This is a genomic window from Actinomadura rugatobispora, assembly GCF_055379765.1.
In genome coordinates, this window is the sequence record NZ_AP029191.1 from 1,560,198 (window position 1) to 1,578,968 (window position 18,771).

General features: G+C 74.3%; 13 protein-coding genes and 1 tRNA gene. 4 read left to right on the plus strand and 10 right to left on the minus strand.

What is annotated here, in order from left to right; all coding sequences use genetic code 11:
• Nucleotides 1–21: 21 nt before the first annotated feature.
• Nucleotides 22–7,581, minus strand: coding sequence for an SDR family NAD(P)-dependent oxidoreductase (locus ACZ466_RS06380; protein WP_378285750.1), 7,560 nt, complete (start codon nucleotides 7,579–7,581; stop codon nucleotides 22–24).
• 227 nt (nucleotides 7,582–7,808) lie between these two features.
• Nucleotides 7,809–8,774, minus strand: a complete 966-nt coding sequence (locus ACZ466_RS06385) for an alpha/beta hydrolase (protein WP_378285749.1) — start codon at nucleotides 8,772–8,774, stop codon at nucleotides 7,809–7,811.
• Between the two features lie 266 nt (nucleotides 8,775–9,040).
• Between ACZ466_RS06385 and ACZ466_RS06390 the strand changes: the two genes are divergently transcribed.
• Together ACZ466_RS06390 and ACZ466_RS06395 are read left to right on the plus strand one after the other, a co-directional pair.
• A complete protein-coding gene (locus ACZ466_RS06390) occupies nucleotides 9,041–10,801 on the plus strand; it encodes a RelA/SpoT family protein (protein WP_378285748.1) in 1,761 nt (586 codons plus the stop codon).
• A 9-nt stretch (nucleotides 10,802–10,810) separates the two neighbouring features.
• Entirely contained in the window at nucleotides 10,811–11,254 is a 444-nt protein-coding gene (locus tag ACZ466_RS06395; protein WP_378285747.1) for a universal stress protein, read from the plus strand.
• Here the strand turns inward: ACZ466_RS06395 and ACZ466_RS06400 are convergent.
• Nucleotides 11,251–11,862: a hypothetical protein gene (locus tag ACZ466_RS06400; protein ID WP_378285746.1), complete on the minus strand. Its 612-nt coding sequence runs from the start codon at nucleotides 11,860–11,862 to the stop codon at nucleotides 11,251–11,253. The genes ACZ466_RS06395 and ACZ466_RS06400 overlap by 4 nt on opposite strands.
• Before the next feature lie 65 nt (nucleotides 11,863–11,927).
• Nucleotides 11,928–12,170 (minus strand): hypothetical protein, encoded by a 243-nt coding sequence (locus ACZ466_RS06405; protein ID WP_378285744.1) that lies wholly within the window; start codon nucleotides 12,168–12,170, stop codon nucleotides 11,928–11,930.
• Nucleotides 12,171–12,334: 164 nt separating this feature from the next.
• Here ACZ466_RS06405 and ACZ466_RS06410 point away from each other — a divergent pair, with 164 nt between their 5' ends.
• The gene (locus ACZ466_RS06410; protein WP_378285743.1) at nucleotides 12,335–12,706 is read left to right on the plus strand and encodes a DUF2203 domain-containing protein; all 372 of its coding nucleotides are present in this window, start codon (nucleotides 12,335–12,337) and stop codon (nucleotides 12,704–12,706) included.
• A gap of 80 nt (nucleotides 12,707–12,786) precedes the next feature.
• On the opposite strand, the gene glnII is transcribed toward ACZ466_RS06410, so the two are convergent.
• A complete protein-coding gene (gene glnII / locus ACZ466_RS06415) occupies nucleotides 12,787–13,800 on the minus strand; it encodes a glutamine synthetase (protein WP_378285742.1) in 1,014 nt (337 codons plus the stop codon).
• Nucleotides 13,801–14,084: 284 nt separating this feature from the next.
• Here glnII and ACZ466_RS06420 point away from each other — a divergent pair, with 284 nt between their 5' ends.
• Nucleotides 14,085–14,723 carry a hypothetical protein gene (locus ACZ466_RS06420; protein WP_378285741.1) on the plus strand — a complete coding sequence of 213 codons (639 nt, stop codon included), beginning with the start codon at nucleotides 14,085–14,087 and terminating at the stop codon, nucleotides 14,721–14,723.
• Between the two features lie 55 nt (nucleotides 14,724–14,778).
• On the opposite strand, the gene ACZ466_RS06425 is transcribed toward ACZ466_RS06420, so the two are convergent.
• From ACZ466_RS06425 to ACZ466_RS06445, 5 genes are all read right to left on the minus strand, one after another.
• A tRNA-Val gene (locus ACZ466_RS06425) sits at nucleotides 14,779–14,850 on the minus strand.
• Nucleotides 14,851–14,902: 52 nt separating this feature from the next.
• On the minus strand, nucleotides 14,903–15,814 hold the full coding sequence (locus tag ACZ466_RS06430; protein ID WP_378285740.1) for a proteasome assembly chaperone family protein: 912 nt from the start codon (nucleotides 15,812–15,814) through the stop codon (nucleotides 14,903–14,905).
• A 73-nt stretch (nucleotides 15,815–15,887) separates the two neighbouring features.
• A complete protein-coding gene (gene cbbX, locus ACZ466_RS06435; RefSeq protein ID WP_378285739.1) occupies nucleotides 15,888–16,826 on the minus strand; it encodes a CbbX protein in 939 nt (312 codons plus the stop codon).
• Complete coding sequence (locus ACZ466_RS06440; RefSeq protein ID WP_378285738.1) at nucleotides 16,823–17,242, minus strand: ribulose bisphosphate carboxylase small subunit; 420 nt, start codon at nucleotides 17,240–17,242, stop codon at nucleotides 16,823–16,825. The genes cbbX and ACZ466_RS06440 overlap by 4 nt, the downstream gene beginning before the upstream one ends.
• Nucleotides 17,242–18,675: a form I ribulose bisphosphate carboxylase large subunit gene (locus ACZ466_RS06445; protein WP_378285737.1), complete on the minus strand. Its 1,434-nt coding sequence runs from the start codon at nucleotides 18,673–18,675 to the stop codon at nucleotides 17,242–17,244. Before ACZ466_RS06445 ends, ACZ466_RS06440 begins: the two co-directional genes overlap by 1 nt.
• Between the last annotated feature and the right edge of the window lie 96 nt (nucleotides 18,676–18,771).

The following is an 18,771-nucleotide window of genomic DNA, read 5'->3' on the forward strand; positions in this document are numbered from 1 at the left end:
TCCCGTTCGCTCGGGCACGGTTCATGACGGCACCCCCGTGAAGACGACCTGGACCTCGTCGCCGTGGACGATCTCGCGCAGCAGCGCGGCCACGCCCGCGTCCGGATCGATCAGCGGCACGCCCCGGCGGGAGTACTCGCGGGCCAGCTCGGGCGTGACCATCCCGCCGCCCGCCCACGGGCCCCAGTCGGCCACCAGCACCCGGCCGCGCAACCGGGTGCGCCAGGCGTGGGCCAACGTGTCGCAGGCGTCGTTGGCGGCGGCGTAGTCGGCCTGGCCGCGGTTGCCGCGGACGCCCGAGACGCTGCCGAACACCACGAAGAAGCCGAGATCCGGGCGGACGGAGGCGGCCAGCGCGGACGCGCCGTCGACCTTGGTCCGGTACACCCGGTCGAAGGAGGCCGGATCCTTGTGGCGGACCAGCCGGTCATCCACCAGCCCCGCGCCGTGGACTACCCCGTCGAGGCGGCCGTGGCGGGCGTAGACGTCCTCCACCAGGGCCCGGACGGCCTGGGCCTCCCGCACGTCCAGGGTCTGGTAGCGGACGGAGGCGGCGTGCTCGCGCAGCGCCTCCAGCGTCGCGGCCACCTCGCGGGCGGCGAGGATCCGGCGGATCTCCGCCTCGATCTCGGCGGGGGTGCGGTTCCCGCCCCGCGCCACCAGGAAGCGGCGCAGCGCCGCCTCGTCGTGCGCTTCCGCGGGCGGGGGCCCGGCCGGCTCGGCGCCGGGCAGCGGCGTACGGCCCGCGAGCTCGATGTGGCAGCCGGTCGTGCGGGCCAGCTCCAGGGCCACCTTCGCGGTGATGCCGCGCGCTCCCCCGGTCAGCAGCACGACGCTGTTCGCGTCCAGGCCGAGCGCGGGCCGCCCGTCGGGCCCGAGGGCCGCGGCGGGGAGCGGCAGCTCGGCGGGGACGACGGTGAGCGTGCGCCGTACCTCGCCGTCGTGGCCGACGTCCACGGGTGCCTCCGCGTCGGCCATCTCCGCCAGGACGCGCAGCGCGATAGCGCGCGGCGTCTCCTTGGTGTTGACGTCCAGGGCGCGCACCAGCGTCTCGGGGAACTCCCGTGCCAGGGTCCGGGCCAGGCCGCGCAGCCCGGTGCCCGGAGTCGGGTCGCCCGCGTCGCCGCCGTCGTAGCGGCGGGCGAACGTGCCGCCCGTCCCGCCCGCCAGCACCAGCCAGCGCAGGCCGCCCACCAGCGCCGCCCGGATCGGGGCGTAGGCCCCCGGCAGCACCGGCCCGCCGCCCGGCTGGAGCGAGCCCAGGTGGATCAGGCCGTCGCAGGGGCCGTCCGGCTCCCTCGGGGTGCGCACGTGGGCGCCCTGGTCCTCCAGCAGCGCGGCGAGTTCGAGCGCGATCCCGCACCCGTCGTCGACGATCACGAAGGTGCGGCCCGCGAACCGCCCGGCGGCGTCCGGGAAGCCCGGCGGCGGCTCGGGGAGCTCGGTCATGCGCACGACGTGCCGCAGCGTCGCCGTCCCCTCCACGGCGGCGGGGGGCGGGGCGGATTCCTGGACGGGGTCCGGGGCGGGGTCGGTCCTGCCCGCCAGGCGCTCGCCGATCCAGGCGACCAGCTCGGCGATGGTCTTGATGCGGGCGAGGCGCTCGGCGACGGTCTCGTCCAGCCGCGTCCCGGCCGGGGCCAGCCCGACCCGCTCGGCCAGCTCGCCGATGATCTCGGTCCGCTTGATGGAGTCGATCGACAGATCGGCCTCCAGGTCCAGCTCCACGGCCAGCATCCCCTCCGGATAGCCGGTGCGGGAACCGATCACCTCCAGGACCGTCGACCGGATGTCGGCATCATTCTGGGGGGACGCCCCCCCAGACCCCCCGGCAACGGCTTCGCCGACATTCCTCGCTCCGCTGCGGATGTCGGCGGGGCCCGGCGCCGCGGGCCGGGCCTCCGGCTCGGGCTCCGCGCCGTTCGCGCCGGTCGTGCCGGCGCCGGAGGAGGCGCTCACGGCCTCGCCCGGCATCGCCCGGCGCGGTCCCGGGACCGGCACGGGCAGGGGCCGCGGCGCGCGGGACCGGGCCGGCAGCGGCGGCCGCGGCACGGCCCCGCCCCCGGGCCGCTGCTCGCCGGCCAGGTAGTTGAGCACGACCTCGCGCTGGGCCGCGATGATCTCCCGTCCGGACCGCAGGAACTCCAGCACCGCCGCCTCGCCCTCCGCGGCCTCCTCCGAGGCCCCTGAGGGCGCCGAGGACGCCGCGGGGACCGAGGGCGCCGGGGACGGAGGGGGCACGGAAGCGGTGCGCGCCCCGCCCGGCTGCGGCGGCGCGGAAACGTTCTGTCCGGAATCCATGGTCTCCCCCTGCGGCACGCCCGCGAGCGGCGGCGCGATCCGCTCGGCGGGGCGCAGCCCGTTGTCCAGATGGCCGCCGTCGGCGGTGCGTACGAGATGTCCGTTCACGATCCAGCCGGGCCCCGTGCCGGGGCCCGTGCTGCGGCCCGTGCTGGGAACCGCGCCAGCGGACGGCAGCGGCCGCGCGTCCCGCCCGGCGAACAGCGGCAGCGGGTCCACCGGCACCCCCGCCACGGCCAGGTCGGCCAGCGCCGTCAGCAGCCGCTCGACCCCCTCCTCGCCGGGGACGTCGACGGCCACGGCGGTGTGCGGCCGGTCGCCGAGGATCTTGCCGGTGAGCTGGGTCAGGACGCGCCCCGGCCCGGCCTCGACGAAGATCCGGGCGCCCGCCGCGTACATCGCCTCGATCTGCTCGACGAACCGGACCGGCACCGCGACCTGCCCGGCGAGGGTGGCGCGCAGCCGGTCCGGGTCGGTGTCGTACGGCGCGGCGCCGGAGTTGGACCACACCGGGTAGGCGGGCGAGCGCAGGTCGCGGGAGTGCAGCTCGGCGCGCAGCGCGGCGGCCGCCCCCGCGACCAGCGGGCTGTGGAAGGCGCACGCGACCGGCAGCCGCCTGCCCGCGATCCCCCGCTCGCCCAGAGCCGCCAGGGCCTGCTCGATCCCCGGCGACGATCCGGAGATCACCACCTGGCGGGGCGCGTTGTGGTTGGCGACGACGACCTCGCCGACGCCGTCCAGGGCGGCGCGGACGTCCTCCAGGCGGGCGGCGACGGCGGCCATGGCGCCCGCGTCCCCGCCCGCGCCGGTCCCGACCCTGACCCCGGCCGCGGCCAGGATGGCCTCGGCGCGGGCGGCGCTCAGCCCGATCAGGTCCTCCTCACCGAACACCCCGGCGGCGCACAGCGCGACCAGCTCGCCGTAGCTGTGCCCGGCGGCCAGGTCCGGCCGCACGCCCAGCGCGGTGAGGAGCCGGTGGACGGCCAGCCCGGCGATGCCCAGGGCGGGCTGCGCGACCCGTGTGTCGGTGAGCGCCAGGCGCTGCCGCTCCGCCTCCTCCGGGGTGAACGCGGCGGGCGGGAACATCGCGCCGGCGTAGCGGCCCCCGGCCAGCCGCAGCAGCCGCTGCAGGCGCGGGAAGGTCACGAACAGGTCGGCGAGCATGTGCGGCCGCTGGCTGCCCTGCCCCGGGTAGAGGAAGGCGACCCGGCCGCCGGCCACCGCGCCGTCCTCGTCGGCCACGCGCACGCCGGGGGCGGCGCGGAACTCCCGCGCGGCGGCGATCTTGTCGCGCAGGTCGTCCGGGCCGGTGGCGACCAGCGCCGCGCGCACCGGGCCCTCGCGCTCGGCGAACGTGCGGGCCAGGTCGCGCAGCCGCACCCGCCCCTGCCCCCCGCCGGAGGCCGATGCCGTCCCGTCGGTCAGCAGCGCCTCGAGCCGGTCCAGTTCGGCGCCGGCCTCGGCCTGGTCCGCGCCGCGGATCAGGAAGAGCTCGGCGGGCCACTCGGCGACCCCGGACACCGGCTCCGGCGCCCCGTCGTACCCGGCCAGGACGGCGTGGAAGTTGGCGCCGCCGAACCCGAAGGCGCTCAGCCCCGCGTACCGCTCGCCCGGCGCCGCCGCCCACGGCCGCGTCGTCCGCCCGAACGCGAACGGGCTGGTCGCCGCGTCCCAGGACGGGTTGGGCCGCTCCAGGTGCAGGGTGCCGGGCAGGACGCCGGTGTGCAGCGCGTACGCGGTCTTGATCAGGCCCGCCAGGCCCGCGGCGCACTTGGTGTGGCCGATCTGGGACTTGACCGAGCCCAGCGCCGTCCCGCCCGGCCGCGCCCCGGCCCCCGTGAACGTCTCGGTGAGCGTGGCCAGCTCGACCCGGTCGCCGACCTCGGTGCCGGTGCCGTGCGCCTCCACCAGCCCGACGCGGGACGGCGACACCCCCGCGCGCCGGTACGCGCGCTCCAGCGCCCGCCGCTGGCCCTCCGCGCGGGGCGCGGTGATCCCGGCCGAGCGGCCGTCGCTGGCGGCCGCCACCGACTTGATCACCGCGTAGATCCGGTCGCCGTCGCGCTCGGCGTCGGCCAGCCGCTTCAGCGCCACGCAGCCCACGCCCTCGCCGAGCGCGATCCCGTCGGCGGCGGCGTCGAACGGCGCGCACCGCCCGCGCGGCGACAGCGCCCGCACGGCGGAGAAGAGCAGGTAGTCGTAGATGCCGTTGTGCAGGTCGGCGCCGCCGCACAGGACCATGTCGCTGCCGCCGGCGACCAGCTCCTTGCACGCGGCGTCGAGCGCGGCCAGGGACGCGGCGCACGCGGCGTCCACGGTGTAGTTGGCGCCGCCCAGGTCCAGCCGGTTGGCGATCCGCCCGGCGATCACGTTGGTGAGGACGCCCGGGCAGGAGTCCTCGGTGAGCCGCGGGAGCTGCTCGTCCAGGCCGGGCGGCACCTGGCCGTAGTACATCGGCAGCAGCGCCCGGGCGCCGTAGGCGTTGCCCAGGTCGGTGCCCGCCTCCGCGCCGAAGAACACCGAGGTGCGCGAGCGGTCGAACGGCCGGTCGGCGTAACCGGCGTCGCGCAGCGCCCGCGCGGCGACCTCCAGGCCCAGCAGCTGCATCGGCTCGACGCTGCCGAGCGACGCGGGCGGGATGCCGTAGGCGAGCGCGTCGAACGGGACGTCCGGGATGAACCCGCCCCACTTGGACGGGGTCTTGGCGCCCGCGCCCGCGTCCTCGCGCAGCGCCGCCGGGTCGAAGTAGACGTCCGGGTCCCACCGGTCGGGCGGCACCTCGGAGATCGAGTCCACGCCGCGGACGACGTTGGCCCAGAACGCCGCGCTGTCGGCGGCGCCCGGGAACACGCAGCCGATGCCGACGATCGCGATGTCCATCGGCTCCCCGGCCGCCCCCTCGGCGGAGGCACCGGAAGCGCCCGTCGCGGCCTCGGCGGCGCCGGCGGCGCCGCGGGCCCGCGCGGACTCCGCGCCCGCCCCGGCGAGACCGAGCGTGGCAGCGCGCGTGGCCAGGAAGAACGTCGCCCCAGTACTGACCTGCTCGTGCAGGCCGGTGATGCTGGTTGTCGACCAGCGCAGCGCCGCGGCCTGCCCCAGCATGAACATGCCCTCGGCGCGCTGCTCGTCCGCGCCGACCGGTACCAGGCCGCCCGGCTCGGCGGCGCCGCCCGCCCCGGCCAGCGGCCCGCGGCCGGGCTCGCGGCGCAGGCCCTTGCTGGCGATCCGCAGCCGGCCGAGGTTGAGCTCCTCCAGCAGCCGCCACACCTCCTGGCGGGGCGTCCCCGCCTCCTCCAGCAGGCGCCGCCGCTCCTCGAACGCCGCGACGTAGGGGGTGCGGGCGCACCGGGTCGCGTGCCCCGGCGAGGTCTCCAGCAGCGCGGTGCCGTCGCACTCGATCGCGGCCCGCTGGAACCCCGGGGTGATCGCCCCGGCGGCGACCGCCTCGTAGGTGAACAGGTACGCCGTCCCCATCAGGAGGCGGATCCCGACGCCGCGCTCGGCCAGCGGCCCGGCCAGCGCGGCCACCATCGCCGCCGAACGCTCGTCATGGATCCCGCCCGCGAACATCACCGACAGCCCGGCGGCCGCGCCCTCGTGCGCGTCGCAGTACGCCAGCAGCCGCTGGACCTGCGCCTCCCACAGCGGGAAGCTCGCGCGCGGCCCGACGTGCCCGCCGCACTCGCTGCCCTCGAACACGAACCTGCGCGCGCCCTCGGCCAGGAAGCGGTCCAGCAGCCCCGGCGAGGGGACGTGCAGGTACGTGCGGATCCCGACCGACTCCAGGGGCTCGACCTGGGCGGGACGGCCACCGGCGACCAGCGCGTACGGGGGGCGCACCGCCCGGACGGCGGCGAGCTGGGCCTCCCGCACCTCGGGCGGCGCGAACCCGAGCACGCCCACGCCCCAGGGCCGCTCGCCCAGCCTCTCGGCGGTGTCGCGCAGCAGGTCGCGGGTCTCGTCGCCGCTCATCAGCGCGAGCGCGAGGAACGGCAGGCCGCCGTCCTGCGCGACGGCCGCCGCGAACGCCGACCGGTCGCTCACCCGCGTCATCGGGCCCTGCGCCACCGGGTACTCGCGGCCCGTCCCGGCACCGGACGCCTCCTCGGCCCCCGGACCGGACGCGCCGCGGGAGGCCAGCGGCTCGGTGCGCACGGCGGCGCGGATGCCCGCGGCGATCTGCGCGCGGACGGCCTGCACCACGCCGCCCGCCGTCCGGTGGCGCTCGGCCAGCGGGCGGGCGAGCGCGCCGTCCTGGCCCACCGGCAGCAGCCGCGACCGCAGCCCGGTCGCGCCCATCCTGGCGTTCATCCCGGCGAGGTCGAGCCCGGCCAGTTCGATGCGGGGCAGGTCGGGGCGGGCGTACACGCGGTGCCCCTCGACGATCCGCGTCTCCGAGCCGTCCATCGCCGCCACCGCGGCGGCGACGTCGGCCGGCAGGTCCGTCTCCCGGACGAGCGCCAGCTGGGAGTCCAGGACCACGCCGGCGGCGCCGCCCGCGACCGCGGCCGCGGCGGTGTGCGGGCCGATCCCGCCGGCCGCCCACACCGGCAGCCCGATCCTGGCGTCCCCGAGCAGCCGCTGGAGCAGCACGAACGTGGACAGCTCACCGACCCGGCCGCCGCCCTCGCAGCCCCGCGCGACCAGGCCGTGCCCGGGCCGGGCGGCCGCGAGGGGGCCCAGCCTGCGGACGGCCTCGGTCGCCTCCTCCGGGTTCACGACCTCGATCAGCAGCCTCCGGCGCCCGCCCGCCGCGAACGCGCGGGGGTCGATCAGCCCTTCGGCGTCGTCGTCATCGCCTTCTCCGCCCTCGACGGGGCGGAACTCGTACTCGCCATGCGCACCGCGGTCGCTCGCGGGCGGGGGCGGCGGGATGGTCCGGACCGTCCAGCCGCCGTCGTCCTCGTCCTGGTACACGTCGGCGGCCGGGTCCGGAGACACCGCCGGCATGGGCATCGTGGACTCGGCGGGCGCGGGGGCCTCGACCTCGGCGGGACGCGGCGCCTCCGGCCGCAGCGCGGGAAAGTCGATCAGGACCGTGTCCACGGCGTCCGGGAGGTCGCGGGGCCGCACGCCGCACCCGGCGGGCACGCGGACGCCGAACGCCCCCCGCCACCAGCGGCCCACGTCGGCCAGCGCGGCCAGCGCGGCGGCGCGGTCGGTCCCGAGGTCCAGGACCCCGATCGCGCCGGCCCGGGCCACCGCCACCGTGAGATGGGGCGCCGGCCGTCCGAACGGGGAGATGCCGATGATCCCGCCCGCGCCACCCTCAGCCGTCATGCACAAGCCCCCCGACCGTCCCGTGCGCCCGGCAGCCCACCTGCGGGCGCGCGGCTCGAAACCCTGGCTGCCTCAACGCCGAGACACACTACGGTCGGTCACACCGTGACCACGAAACCGACACACCGGCGCACGGCCGACCACAGGGACTGGAAAGGATTCCTGGAGACTCCCTTGACCCAAGGAAACCGGGTGACCGACGATCACCCGGCCTCTCAGGGAAGGTTTCACAGGGCGGTGGCGGGCCCCCGGCGGCTCGCGCGCCGCGCGTGCGCGCGGCGCGGATGGGGGCGGATGCCGTGGCGCACGATGCCCTCGTCCAGCCAGCGGTCAAGCCGCGCCCATGTGGTCGTCCTGGCCGCGAGCCCGGTCAGCGCGCCCAGATGGCCGCCGGGCACGGCCGCGAAGCGGACCTCGGGCGCGTTCGGCAGCAGCCGCGCGAACGGCCGGACGGCGGTGACCGGCGCCAGCGCGTCGGCGCGTCCCGCGACGGCCAGAACCGGCACCCGGACGGCGTCCAGGGCGATCCCGATTTCGCCGTCATCCCCCAGAAGGGCCGAATACACCTCCTGGGCGGGACGCCCGGAACCCGCCTCCGCCAAAGCGTGGAAATGGTCGAGGGCTTCGGCCTGCGCCAGATATTCGGTCTTGTCGAGATTGGCCAATGTCCGGTAATCGCGTTTCACCCGCCGCGCGGCGCGCACCGGACCCGGTTCGACCACCCGTGACGGGGTGGCGATCATCGCGACGGAGGCGACGGGCAGGTCCGGATCGGCCGCGGCCAGGAGCGAGAAGAGCCCGCCCAGGCACCAGCCGACCAGTTGCACGGGCTGCCCCGAGGCGTCCCGGCTGACCGTGCGGATCGCCTCCGGCAGCACCTCCCCTGCCCACTCCGCGGCGCCGTGGTCGAGCAGGTAGCAGAGGCGCCCCGCGTTCACCGCGTGCTCGGCCAGACTGCAGCCCCGCCGCAGGTCGAAGCACCGCGCGGGCGCCGCCGGGGACGGCACCAGCAGCACCGGCGGCCCGGCCGCCACCACCCCCTCGAGCCCGCGGTAGCGGTACACCGGCGTGGTGCGCGGCCCGGCCCCGACCGTCCGCGCGGGCGTCGGGCGCAGATCGGCGACATGCCCGTACACCAGCTTGCGGGCGAGGTTGGACGCGGCGGTCCGCAGGCTCCCGGGTGACACGATCATCGCGAGGTCCCAGCTCCGTTCGACGGGCCGGGGCGGAGCAGGCGGCGGGCCCCGCCCCGGCTTCCTGACCGCATTCTCACACCGCGTCCCGGAGCCGCGATCACGGCGCTGTGAAGCCCGTGTTAATTCGCCTCGACGAACCGCCGGGAAGGCAAATTCCGCATTCGAGCGGCCGCGCACTCGCGCGGGCGCGGCGACATCGCGCATAATGCCAGTCACGGCCCGTAGCGTCCCGCCGCGGGCCAGGCCGCCGAGCGGGGTGCGTGATGACGACCCTCAACCAGGCAGGTTCGATCACTCCGCCGGGGAGCCCGCCGGCTCCCGGCGCCGCCTCCCCGCGCGCCCGTACCGGCTTCCGCGTCCCGCAGCGGGGCCGCGACCGCATGGCCGCCCCCGCCGCGCAGCCCGCCGTGGCGCCGCTGCTGGCCGTCCTGCGCGCCGTCTCGCCGGGCCGGGACGAGACCGAGCTGCTGCGCGGGTACGAGGTCGCCGAGCGCCTGCACCGCGGCCAGCTCCGCAAGTCCGGGGCGCCCTACATCACCCACCCCCTCGCCGTGACGATCATCCTGGCCGAACTGGGCATGGACACCGCCACGCTGGTGGCGGCGCTGCTGCACGACACCGTGGAGGACACCCCCTACACCCTGGGCCAGCTCCGCTCCGACTTCGGCGAGGAGGTCGCGGTGCTGGTGGACGGGGTGACCAAGCTCGACGGCGAGCGCTGGGGCGACCAGGCCGAGGCCGAGACGTTCCGCAAGATCGTGCTGGCCGCCGCCGCCGACCTGCGGGTCCTGGTGATCAAGCTGGCGGACCGCCTGCACAACCTGCGCACGCTGGGCTTCCAGCCCGAGCACAAGCGCGGCCGGTACGCCAAGGCGTCCCAGGAGCTGCTGGTGCCGTTCGCCGAGCGGCTGGGCATCCACATGCTCAAGCGGGAGATGGACGACCTGGCGTTCGCCGCCCGCGACCCGGACGCCCACCTGGCCGCCGACCGGGCCGTGCGGTCCGCGCTGCGCGCCGCCGAACCCGCGTTCGGGCCCGCCCTGGGCCTGCTGCGCCCCGCGCTGGCCGAGCAGGGGATCACCGGGCGGTTCTCGATCCGGCCCCGCCACCTGTACGCCGTGCACCGCGAGCGCGAGGGCGACCTGGCCGGGCTGCGGCCGTGCGACGCCGCCCGGCTCCTGCTGCTGGTCGACGGCGGCGAGCGCGACTGCTACGTGGCGCTCGGCGCGGTGCACTCGGCGCTGCACCCGATCCCCGGGCGGGTCAAGGACTTCATCGCGCTGCCCAAGTTCAACATGTACCAGTCGCTGCACACCCGGGTGATCAGCCCGGACGGCGACCTGCTGGACGTCATCATCCGCAGCCGGGCCATGCACCCGGTCGCCGAGTACGGCATCGTCGCCCACATCCGCGAGGCCGGGACGGGCGCGGCCACCGCCGAGCGGCGCGATCTGGTGTGGCTGAGCCGGCTGCTGGCCTGGCAGTCCGACGCGCCCTCGGCGGCGTTCCTCGACAGCCTGCGCGCCGATCTGGCGCCCGGCGACGTCGCGGTGTTCACCCCGTCCGGCGAGGTGGTGGCGCTGCCCGCCGGGGCCACCGCGCTCGACCTGGCCTACGCGCTCGGCCCCGAGACCGGCGACCTGTGCATCGGGGCGCTGGTCAACGGCCGGCTGACCGCGCTGTCGGCCGAACTGCGCAGCGGCAACGTGGTCGAGGTGCTCACCGAACCGGGCGGCGGCCCGTCCGAGGACTGGCTGCGCTTCGCGGTGACCGCCCCGGCCCGCGTCCACATCCGCCGCTCGCTGGACCGCCGCCTCGCCGAGGAGGCCGCCGCCGCCGGGCGGCGCGAACTCCTCCAGGCCCTCGCCGGACACCAGGTCGACCTGCTGGCCGCCGAGGCGCACGGCGACTCGCTGCGGATCGCCCGGGAACTGGGCCACGCCGAGGTCGACCACATGTACGCGGCGCTGGCCACCGGCGTGCTCGACCTGGACGACCTGCTCGCCCGCTTCACCGGCCGCTAGGCTGGCCGGGTGACGTTCGAGCTCGGTACAGACGGCCCCAGGGTGATCGTGGCGGGCGTCGACGGCTCCGACACCTCGATGCGCGCCGGCGCCTACGCCTGGGGCCTGGCCCGCCGCAACGACTCCCGGCTGATCCTGGTGCACGTGTCACCGGTCTCCTCGATCTCCACGCTCACCCCGGGCGGCGCGACGGCGCTGCTGGAGGCGGCCGACGAGATCGCCCGGGAGATCCGCGACGAACTCCAGCAGGCCATCGAGCGCGGTCCCGCCGTCCGGCACGAGCTGGTGCAGGAGCGCGGCGACGCCGCCACGGTGCTGGCCCGGATCGCCGACGACAACCGCGCCGACATGGTCATCGTGGGCGCGTCCATGCAGGCCGGGCACCGGCTGATCGGCTCGGTCGCGGTACGGCTCGTCCGCGCCGGCCGCTGGCCGGTCACCGTCGTCCCCTAGAGACGTCTGCGGCGGCGCTCGGGCGGCCACGTCACGCAGGCCCGCGCGACGGCCGCCAGCAGCACCACCAGGGCGACGCCCCCGACCAGGTTCAGACCGGCGGTGGCCCACGCGGACGGCGCCGGAATCCGCAGCGTCAACGGGAGGAGCGTCAGCAGCGTCACCGCCATCGCGCCCAGGCACGCGAAGGCCCGGACCGGCCGCTCCGCCACCGCGAGCAGCACGTGCAGCAGCGCCGTCGCCTGCACCGTCGCGATCAACGCCGACGCCCCGTACGCCAGCGCCGCGGTCTCCGTACTCGCCCGCGCCCCCACGAACACCGGCGCGTCGATCCCCAGCCCGCCGCGCACGAGGGCCACGCCCCCGAACATCAGCGCCGACACGACCATCGCCGTCCCGGCCCCGCACAGCCACAGCCGCCGGGCGTGCACCCGCGGCCGGGCCGAGAACGCCTCGTGCAGCCGGACGAACTCCTCGTACCGGGCCATCGGGGCGACCACCCCAGGAAGCGCCGCACGGCAGCGGAACGACCGCTGCAACGGCGATCCGCGCCGGTTGCCACGTCCCCGCGGGCCGTGGAAGAACGGCTCGAACGGCGTCTCCCCCATGCCCGAGTGCTACCCGGTCCCCTCGGGGAGACTCCACGTGACTTCAGAGGTTTGTGGAGTTTTTGTCACCCTCCGGCGGTCTCGGTCGCATATGCCTGGGCGACCGCGTGCAGCGCCCAGCGCATCCTGAGCAGGTAGACCTCGGGATGGTCGCCCGCCTCCTGCGCCACGCACCCCAGGCAGTCCGCCGCCACCGGCGCCGCCTCCACGACGGCCCTGATCTGCTGCGGCGTGGGCCGCCCCGACTCCTGGAGCGGCGATGCGAACAGTGCCCTCGCCCGTTCGGGCTCGGTCAGAGTGGTCGACATCGCGTGCCTCCCTCCGGGCAGGGAGCGCCTCCCCCGCCCTTGCCGTTCACCATTCTCCCCTGGAACGGTCCTGCCTTATCGGGAAAAACACCGATAAGGCGGCGGCAGTTCCGCCACACCTGGGTAACGTTGCGGGCGACACGACACCGACCTCTGGAGAGATCATGGACACCGCGGAACGGGAGTTCACCGTCACCGAGGCACGCGCCCTGATCCCCGAGGTGAAGGAGCACGCGGCCGAGATCGTGCGCCTCCGCGCCGACCTCGCCGAACTGACCCTGGACCTGCGCACCCGCGGCGCGTCCGAACGCGGCGGCATCCCCGAGGTGAAGGCCGCCGAGGCGAGGCTCGACGAGGAGATCGCCTGGTTCACCGACCAGGGCATCGAGGTCAAGGGCCTGGCGCCCTTCCTCATCGACTTCCCGGCCGTCCTGGACGGCCGCTCGGTCCGTCTCTGCTGGCTGGAAGGCGACCCCGAACTGGCCTGGTACCACCGCACGGACCTGGGCCTGGCCGGCCGCCGCCCCCTGACCTAATGGAACGAGGGGACCCCGGAAGCGCCCCGCCCCGGGATCCCCTCGGCTCGTCGGCCGCGCTCGGCGCGGCCGGGCTCGTGTCAGACCTGGCCGGCCTTCTCCAGGGCCTCGCAGCAGGTGCCGGTGATCAGCCGCGTGACGACGTAGGGGTCGACGTTGGCGTTGGGGCGGCGGTCCTCGATGTAGCCCTTCTTCTCCACCTCGACCTGCCAGGGGATCCGGACCGAGGCGCCGCGGTTGGAGACGCCGTAGCTGTACTCGCTCCAGGGGGCGGTCTCGTGCATGCCGGTCAGGCGGCGCTCGACGCCGGCGCCGTAGCCGGCGACGTGCTCCTGGACCTTGGTGCCGAGGGCCTCACAGGCGGTGATGATGGCGTCGTAGCCCTCGCGCATCGCCTTGGTGGAGAAGTTGGTGTGGGCGCCGGCGCCGTTCCAGTCGCCTTCGACGGGCTTGGGGTCGAGGGTGGCGGCGACGCCGAAGTCCTCGGCGACGCGGTAGAGGAGCCAGCGGGCGACCCACAGGTGGTCGGCGACCTCGACGGGGCCGGCGGGGCCGATCTGGAACTCCCACTGGCCGGGCATGACCTCGGCGTTGATGCCGGAGACCTTGAGGCCGGCGTCGAGGCAGGCGTCGAGGTGGCGCTCGACGATGTCGCGGCCGTGCACCTCGTCGTCGCCGACGCCGCAGTAGTACATGCCCTGGGGGGCGGGGAAGCCGCGCTCGGGGAAGCCGAGCGGGCGGCCGTCCTTGAAGAAGGTGTACTCCTGCTCGATGCCGTACCAGGAGTCCTGGGCGGCGTACTTCTCGGCCACGGGGCGCAGCCCGGCGCGGGTGTTGGTCGGGTGCGGGGTGCCGTCGACCAGGAAGACCTCGCAGAGGACGAGCTTGTGGTCGCCGCCGCGGATGGGGTCGGGGCAGGTGAAGACGGGCTTGAGCACGCAGTCCGAGTTGTCACCCGGTGCCTGGTTGGTGCTGGAGCCGTCGAAACCCCAGTCCGGCAGGTCGGCACCGTCCGCCAGGATCCTGGTCTTGGAACGGAGCCGCGCGGTGGGCTCGGTGCCGTCGATCCAGATGTACTCGGCCTTGTAGCTCAACGTCGGTCCCTCTCGTCCAGGTATCGGCCCTGACGAGGCTGACAATCTGCCATTTCGGACCTGTTGCCCTTATGTGAACGGCATGTTAAACCGGCGCTGACCTGCCCGGACAAGGGTGAGAGCCTGCTCACATCGCCGGATTTCGGTCGGCGGAGACCTGCGCGACGACGAGATCACGGTACATCTCGCCGGCCCTGTCCGCCTCCAGCACCACGATCCGATCAACGGTCCCGCGCACCGTTCCCGAATGCGGCAGGATTGCCCCACCGGCGAAAGGAGCGAGCGTGAAGCGCAGGGCCTCTTCCGAGCGGCAGGAGGGCGGCGTCGACGAGATGCGCCGCCTCTTCGACGAGGCCGGGCTCGGGGCGCCGCCCGTCCCGGCGCAAATGGAGTCCCTGGTCGAGAAGCGCGGAGAGTGGGTGTACGCCACGCGCGACATCGACCCGATGGGCATGTACATGTTCCAGGACTACGTGCTCGAAGCGCTCAGCGGCCGGGTCGAGGACTACATGGCCGTTTCGCACGCGGGCCACGGCGCGAACTCCTACGCCATCAGCTATCACCTCGTCATGGGGCCGCTCGCCGTCTTCGCCCAGACCGGCTGGGGCGGCGTCTACATGGACAAGGAAGAGTCGACCGCCGCCGTCAAGACCATGCTGAGCCGTTGCGGCGAGGTGCTCGACGCCCTTCAGGAATTGAACGAGGCGCAGCCGTCCCGGCGTTACGACGGCCGCCTCGTCGTCGGCCACAGCACCTTCCGCGGCGCATCCTTCTGCCGCTGGGCCCCGGCCGCCCCCTCCGGCGACGGCTCCCCCTGGGAATGGACCGACGAGACCCCGCCGTCCGCCGCGGACCCGTACCCCGCCCTAACCAAGGCCACGACCCTGCTCCGCACCAGCCCCCTGCCCCCGCCCGTCCCGTAAAAGGCCACGGGCCGCCGGGAGGGCGCGAAAGCGCCGACCACAGCGACCCGGCATGTGGGCGCGGACGGTTTCGAACCGCCGACTCCTCGCTTGTAAGGCGAGTGCTCTACCCCTGAGCTACGCGCCCCCGTGACCGGGCAAGCGTACCCGGTCGCGGGGGGCGGGCGCGAAACGGAATTCTAGGGTTGGGACGAGTCGGGACCGTCCTGTTCGGCGAGGAAGCGTTCGAACTGGGCGGCCAGTTCCTCGGCGGTCGGCATGTCCTGGGATTCGGCCAGCAGGTTCTCCCGCTCGGCGGCTCCGGCGAAGGCGTCGTACTGCTGCTCCAGGGCCCGGACGACCTTCTCCACCTCGTCGTTGCCGGCGACCTGCTCGGCGATCTCGGCGTCGGTCTTGGTGGCGGCCTTGCGCAGGGCGTCGGTGGGCACGACCAGGCCGGTGGCGGAGACCACGGCCTCCAGGGCGGCCAGGCCCGCGGCCGGGTAGGCGGACTGGGCGAGGTAGTGCGGGACGTGCACGGCGAAGCCGAGGGCGTCGTGGCCGGACTCGCCCAGCCGGTACTCCAGCAGCCCGGCGGCGCTGCCGGGGACCTGGACCTTGTCGAACCACGAGTTCTTGGTGATCAGCTCGGGTCGGGTGGCGTGCGAGGTCATCCCGACCGGGCGGGTGTGCGGAACGCCCATCGGGATGCCGTGGAAGCCGACGACCAGGCTGACGCCCAGGCGCTCCACCAGGACGCGGACCGCGGCGGTGAAGCCCTCCCAGAGCCGGTCGGGCTCGGGGCCGGTCAGGAAGAGGAAGGGGCTGCCGACCTCGTCCCTCAGCAGGTGGACGACCAGCTCCGGGGCGTCGTAGGAGGACCAGTGGTCGCGGTCGTAGGTCATCAGCGGGCGGCGGGCCCGGTAGTCGATCAGCGAGTCCACGTCGAACCGGGCCACCACGCGGTGCTCCAGGGAGTCCAGGAGGTGCTCGCGGACCAGCTGACCCGTGGAGCCCGCGTCCACGAAGCCGTCGAGGCTGTGCAGCAGCACCGGCCCCGCCATCTCCGGCAGGTCGGCGTCAAGCTCGTACAGATCCTCAGGGTTTAGCACCGTCTCCCCCACATGTTCATGTCGACAGTCTCAAGACTAAAGCCTGCGATCTGCCGCCAGATTCCTGCGGGGGCTAGCGGGCGAAGACGCGGCTGGCCCGGAAGTCCTCGGGGCGCAGGGTGGTCAGGTCGTCCCGGGAGACCTCGCCGCCCCCCGCCATCAGGCGGTTCGCGTGCCGGAGGCGGGCCCGTTCGATGGCGTTGCGGACGGAGCGGGCGTTGGCGAAGCGGGGCTGGGCGCGGCGGCGTTCGAGATAGTCGCGGAAGACGGGTTCGGTGTCGGGGGCGAGGCGGTACCCCTCGCGGCGGGTCATGAGGCGGCCGATCTCCTCCAGTTCGGCGGGCTCGTAGTCGGGGAAGTCGATGTGGTGGGCGATGCGGGAGCTCATGCCGGGGTTGGACGAGAAGAAGGCGTCCATCCGGTCCTTGTAGCCGGCCAGGACGACGACCAGGTCGTCCCGCCGGTTCTCCATGATCTGGAGGAGGATCTCGATGGCCTCCTGGCCGTAGTCGCGCTCGTTCTCGGCCCGGTAGAGGTAGTAGGCCTCGTCGATGAACAGGACGCCGCCCATGGCGCGTTTGAGGACCTCCTTGGTCTTGGGGGCGGTGTGGCCGACGTACTGGCCGACCAGGTCGTCGCGGGTGACCGAGACCAGGTGGCCCTGGCGGACGTAGCCGAGGCGGTGGAGGAGTTCGGCGAGCCGGGTGGCGACGGTGGTCTTGCCGGTGCCGGGGCTCCCGGTGAAGCACATGTGGAGGTTGGGGCGGCCCGAGTCGATGCCGAAGCGGGCGCGGACGCGGTCGACCAGGAGCAGCGCGGCGATCTCCCGGATGCGGGTCTTGACCGGGGCCAGGCCGACCAGTTCGGAGTCCAGGGCGTCCAGGACCCCGTCGATGTGGGAGTCGGCGCGTTCGCGGGCCAGGTCGACCACGGCGTCGGGCGGGAGGGGTTCGGGGGCCTCCTCGCCGCCGTTCTCGGACGGGCGCATGCCGAATCCGGGGCGTTCGCTCATCGGTACCGTTCGCCCTGGGGGCGGTCGAGGGCGTAGGGGTGGACGCGGACGCGCACCCGGCGGTCCGAGGTCTCCTCGCGGTCCAGGCGGAAGCCGGGTTCTTCGGCGGGCCGCTGGACGATGAACGACAGGGCCGTGGTCTGCCTGCCGTAGCGGGCGTCGTAGGCGTTGAGGCGGATGTAGTGGCCGGGGTAGGCCCTGCGGCATTCGTTGACCTCGTAGAGGACGCCGGCGGGGTCGGTGAGGTCGAACATCGGCAGGCCCCACATCTCCCAGTAGGAGTTGCGCGGGTGGGGGTCGTCGGTGAACTCGATCGAGCAGGGCCAGCCGTTGCGCAGGGCGTAGGCGACCTGTGCGGTGATCTCCTCGTCGGTGAGGTCGGGCAGGTAGGAGAAGGTGCCTTGGGTGATACGCATTACAGACTCACAGGAGTGTCGAGGACGTCCGGGGTGTCGGTGGATTCGTAGGTGAAGGTGATGTCGCCCCAGGTGGCGAGGGCGACGTCGAGTTCGCGGCTGTGCTTGGCGGCGGCGCGGAGGATGTCGGGGCCCTCGGCGAGGTAGTCGCGGCCCTCGTTCCGGGCCTTGATCATCGCTTCGAGGGCGACGCGGTTGGCGGCGGCGCCCGCGGCGATGCCCATGGGGTGGCCGATGGTGCCGCCGCCGAACTGCAGGATGACGTCCTCGTCCAGGTAGTGCAGGAGCTGGTGCATCTGCCCGGCGTGGATGCCGCCGGACGCGACCGGCATGCAGCCGGGCAGCGAGGCCCATTCCTGGTCGAAGTAGAGGCCCTTGACCGGGTCGGCGGCGATCGTGTCGCGGCGGAGGGTGTCGTAGAAGCCGGCGACGCTGTTGGGGTCGCCCTCCAGCTTGCCGACGACCGTCCCGGCGTGGATGTGGTCGACGCCGGCCAGCCGCATCCACTTGGCGATGACGCGGAAGCTGACGCCGTGGTTCTTCTGCCGGGTGTAGGTGGAGTGCCCGGCGCGGTGCAGGTGCAGCAGGACGCCGTTGGCGCGGGCCCAGTGCGCCATCGACTGGATGGCGGTGTAGCCGATGGTCAGGTCGATCATGACGATGACGCTGCCGAGTTCCTTGGCGAACTCGGCGCGCTCGTACATCGCCTCCATCGTCCCGGCGGTGACGTTGAGGTAGTGGCCCTTGACCTCGCCGGTGGCGGCCTGCGCCTTGGTGACGCCCTCCATGCAGTAGAGGTAGCGGTCGCGCCAGCGCATGAAGGGCTGGGAGTTGATGTTCTCGTCGTCCTTGGTGAAGTCGAGGCCGCCGCGCAGGGCCTCGTACACGACGCGGCCGTAGTTGCGGGCCGACAGGCCGAGTTTGGGCTTGACGGTGGCGCCGAGCAGGGGGCGGCCGAACTTCCCGAGATGTTCGCGCTCCATGACGATGCCGTGCGCCGGGCCCTGGAAGGTCTTGACGTAGTGCGTCGGGATCCGCATGTCCTCCAGGCGCAGCGCCTTGAGGGCCTTGAAGCCGAAGACGTTCCCGATGATGGACGAGGTGAGGTTGGCGATCGACCCCTCCTCGAACAGGTCGAGGTCGTAGGCGATGTAGGCGATGAACTGGTTCTCCTGGCCGGGGACGGGCTCCACCCGGTAGCACTTGGCCTGGTAGTTCTCGTACGAGGTGAGCCGGTCGGTCCACACCACCGTCCAGGTGGCGGTGGACGACTCGCCCGCGACGGCCGCGCCCGCCTCCTCCGGGGGCACGCCGGGCTGCGGCGTGATCCGGAAGGCGGCCAGGATGTCGCTGTCCTTCGGCTGGTAGTCCGGGCGCCAGTAGCCCATCTCCGCGTACGGGATCACGCCCGCCGACCATCTGCCCGCGCTCATTCGTCCGCTCCTTGGTTCGCCGGTCGCTTGGCGGTTCGAGGGTGCCGCGCCCATACTTGCGATGTCCATCAAGTGTTCTGCGGTCATCATCAAGTG

Excerpts from the sequence above, each read along its gene's own strand:
- ACZ466_RS06410 (WP_378285743.1), top strand. The coding sequence starts at position 12,335 with ATGGACACCGCGGAACGGGAGTTCACCGTCACCGAGGCACGCGCCCTG.
- ACZ466_RS06385 (WP_378285749.1), bottom strand. The coding sequence starts at position 8,774 with ATGATCGTGTCACCCGGGAGCCTGCGGACCGCCGCGTCCAACCTCGCC.
- ACZ466_RS06380 (WP_378285750.1), bottom strand. The coding sequence starts at position 7,581 with ATGACGGCTGAGGGTGGCGCGGGCGGGATCATCGGCATCTCCCCGTTC.
- ACZ466_RS06390 (WP_378285748.1), top strand. The coding sequence starts at position 9,041 with ATGACGACCCTCAACCAGGCAGGTTCGATCACTCCGCCGGGGAGCCCG.
- cbbX (WP_378285739.1), bottom strand. The coding sequence starts at position 16,826 with ATGAGCGAACGCCCCGGATTCGGCATGCGCCCGTCCGAGAACGGCGGC.
- ACZ466_RS06445 (WP_378285737.1), bottom strand. The coding sequence starts at position 18,675 with ATGAGCGCGGGCAGATGGTCGGCGGGCGTGATCCCGTACGCGGAGATG.
- ACZ466_RS06400 (WP_378285746.1), bottom strand. The coding sequence starts at position 11,862 with ATGGGGGAGACGCCGTTCGAGCCGTTCTTCCACGGCCCGCGGGGACGT.
- ACZ466_RS06440 (WP_378285738.1), bottom strand. The coding sequence starts at position 17,242 with ATGCGTATCACCCAAGGCACCTTCTCCTACCTGCCCGACCTCACCGAC.
- ACZ466_RS06405 (WP_378285744.1), bottom strand. The coding sequence starts at position 12,170 with ATGTCGACCACTCTGACCGAGCCCGAACGGGCGAGGGCACTGTTCGCA.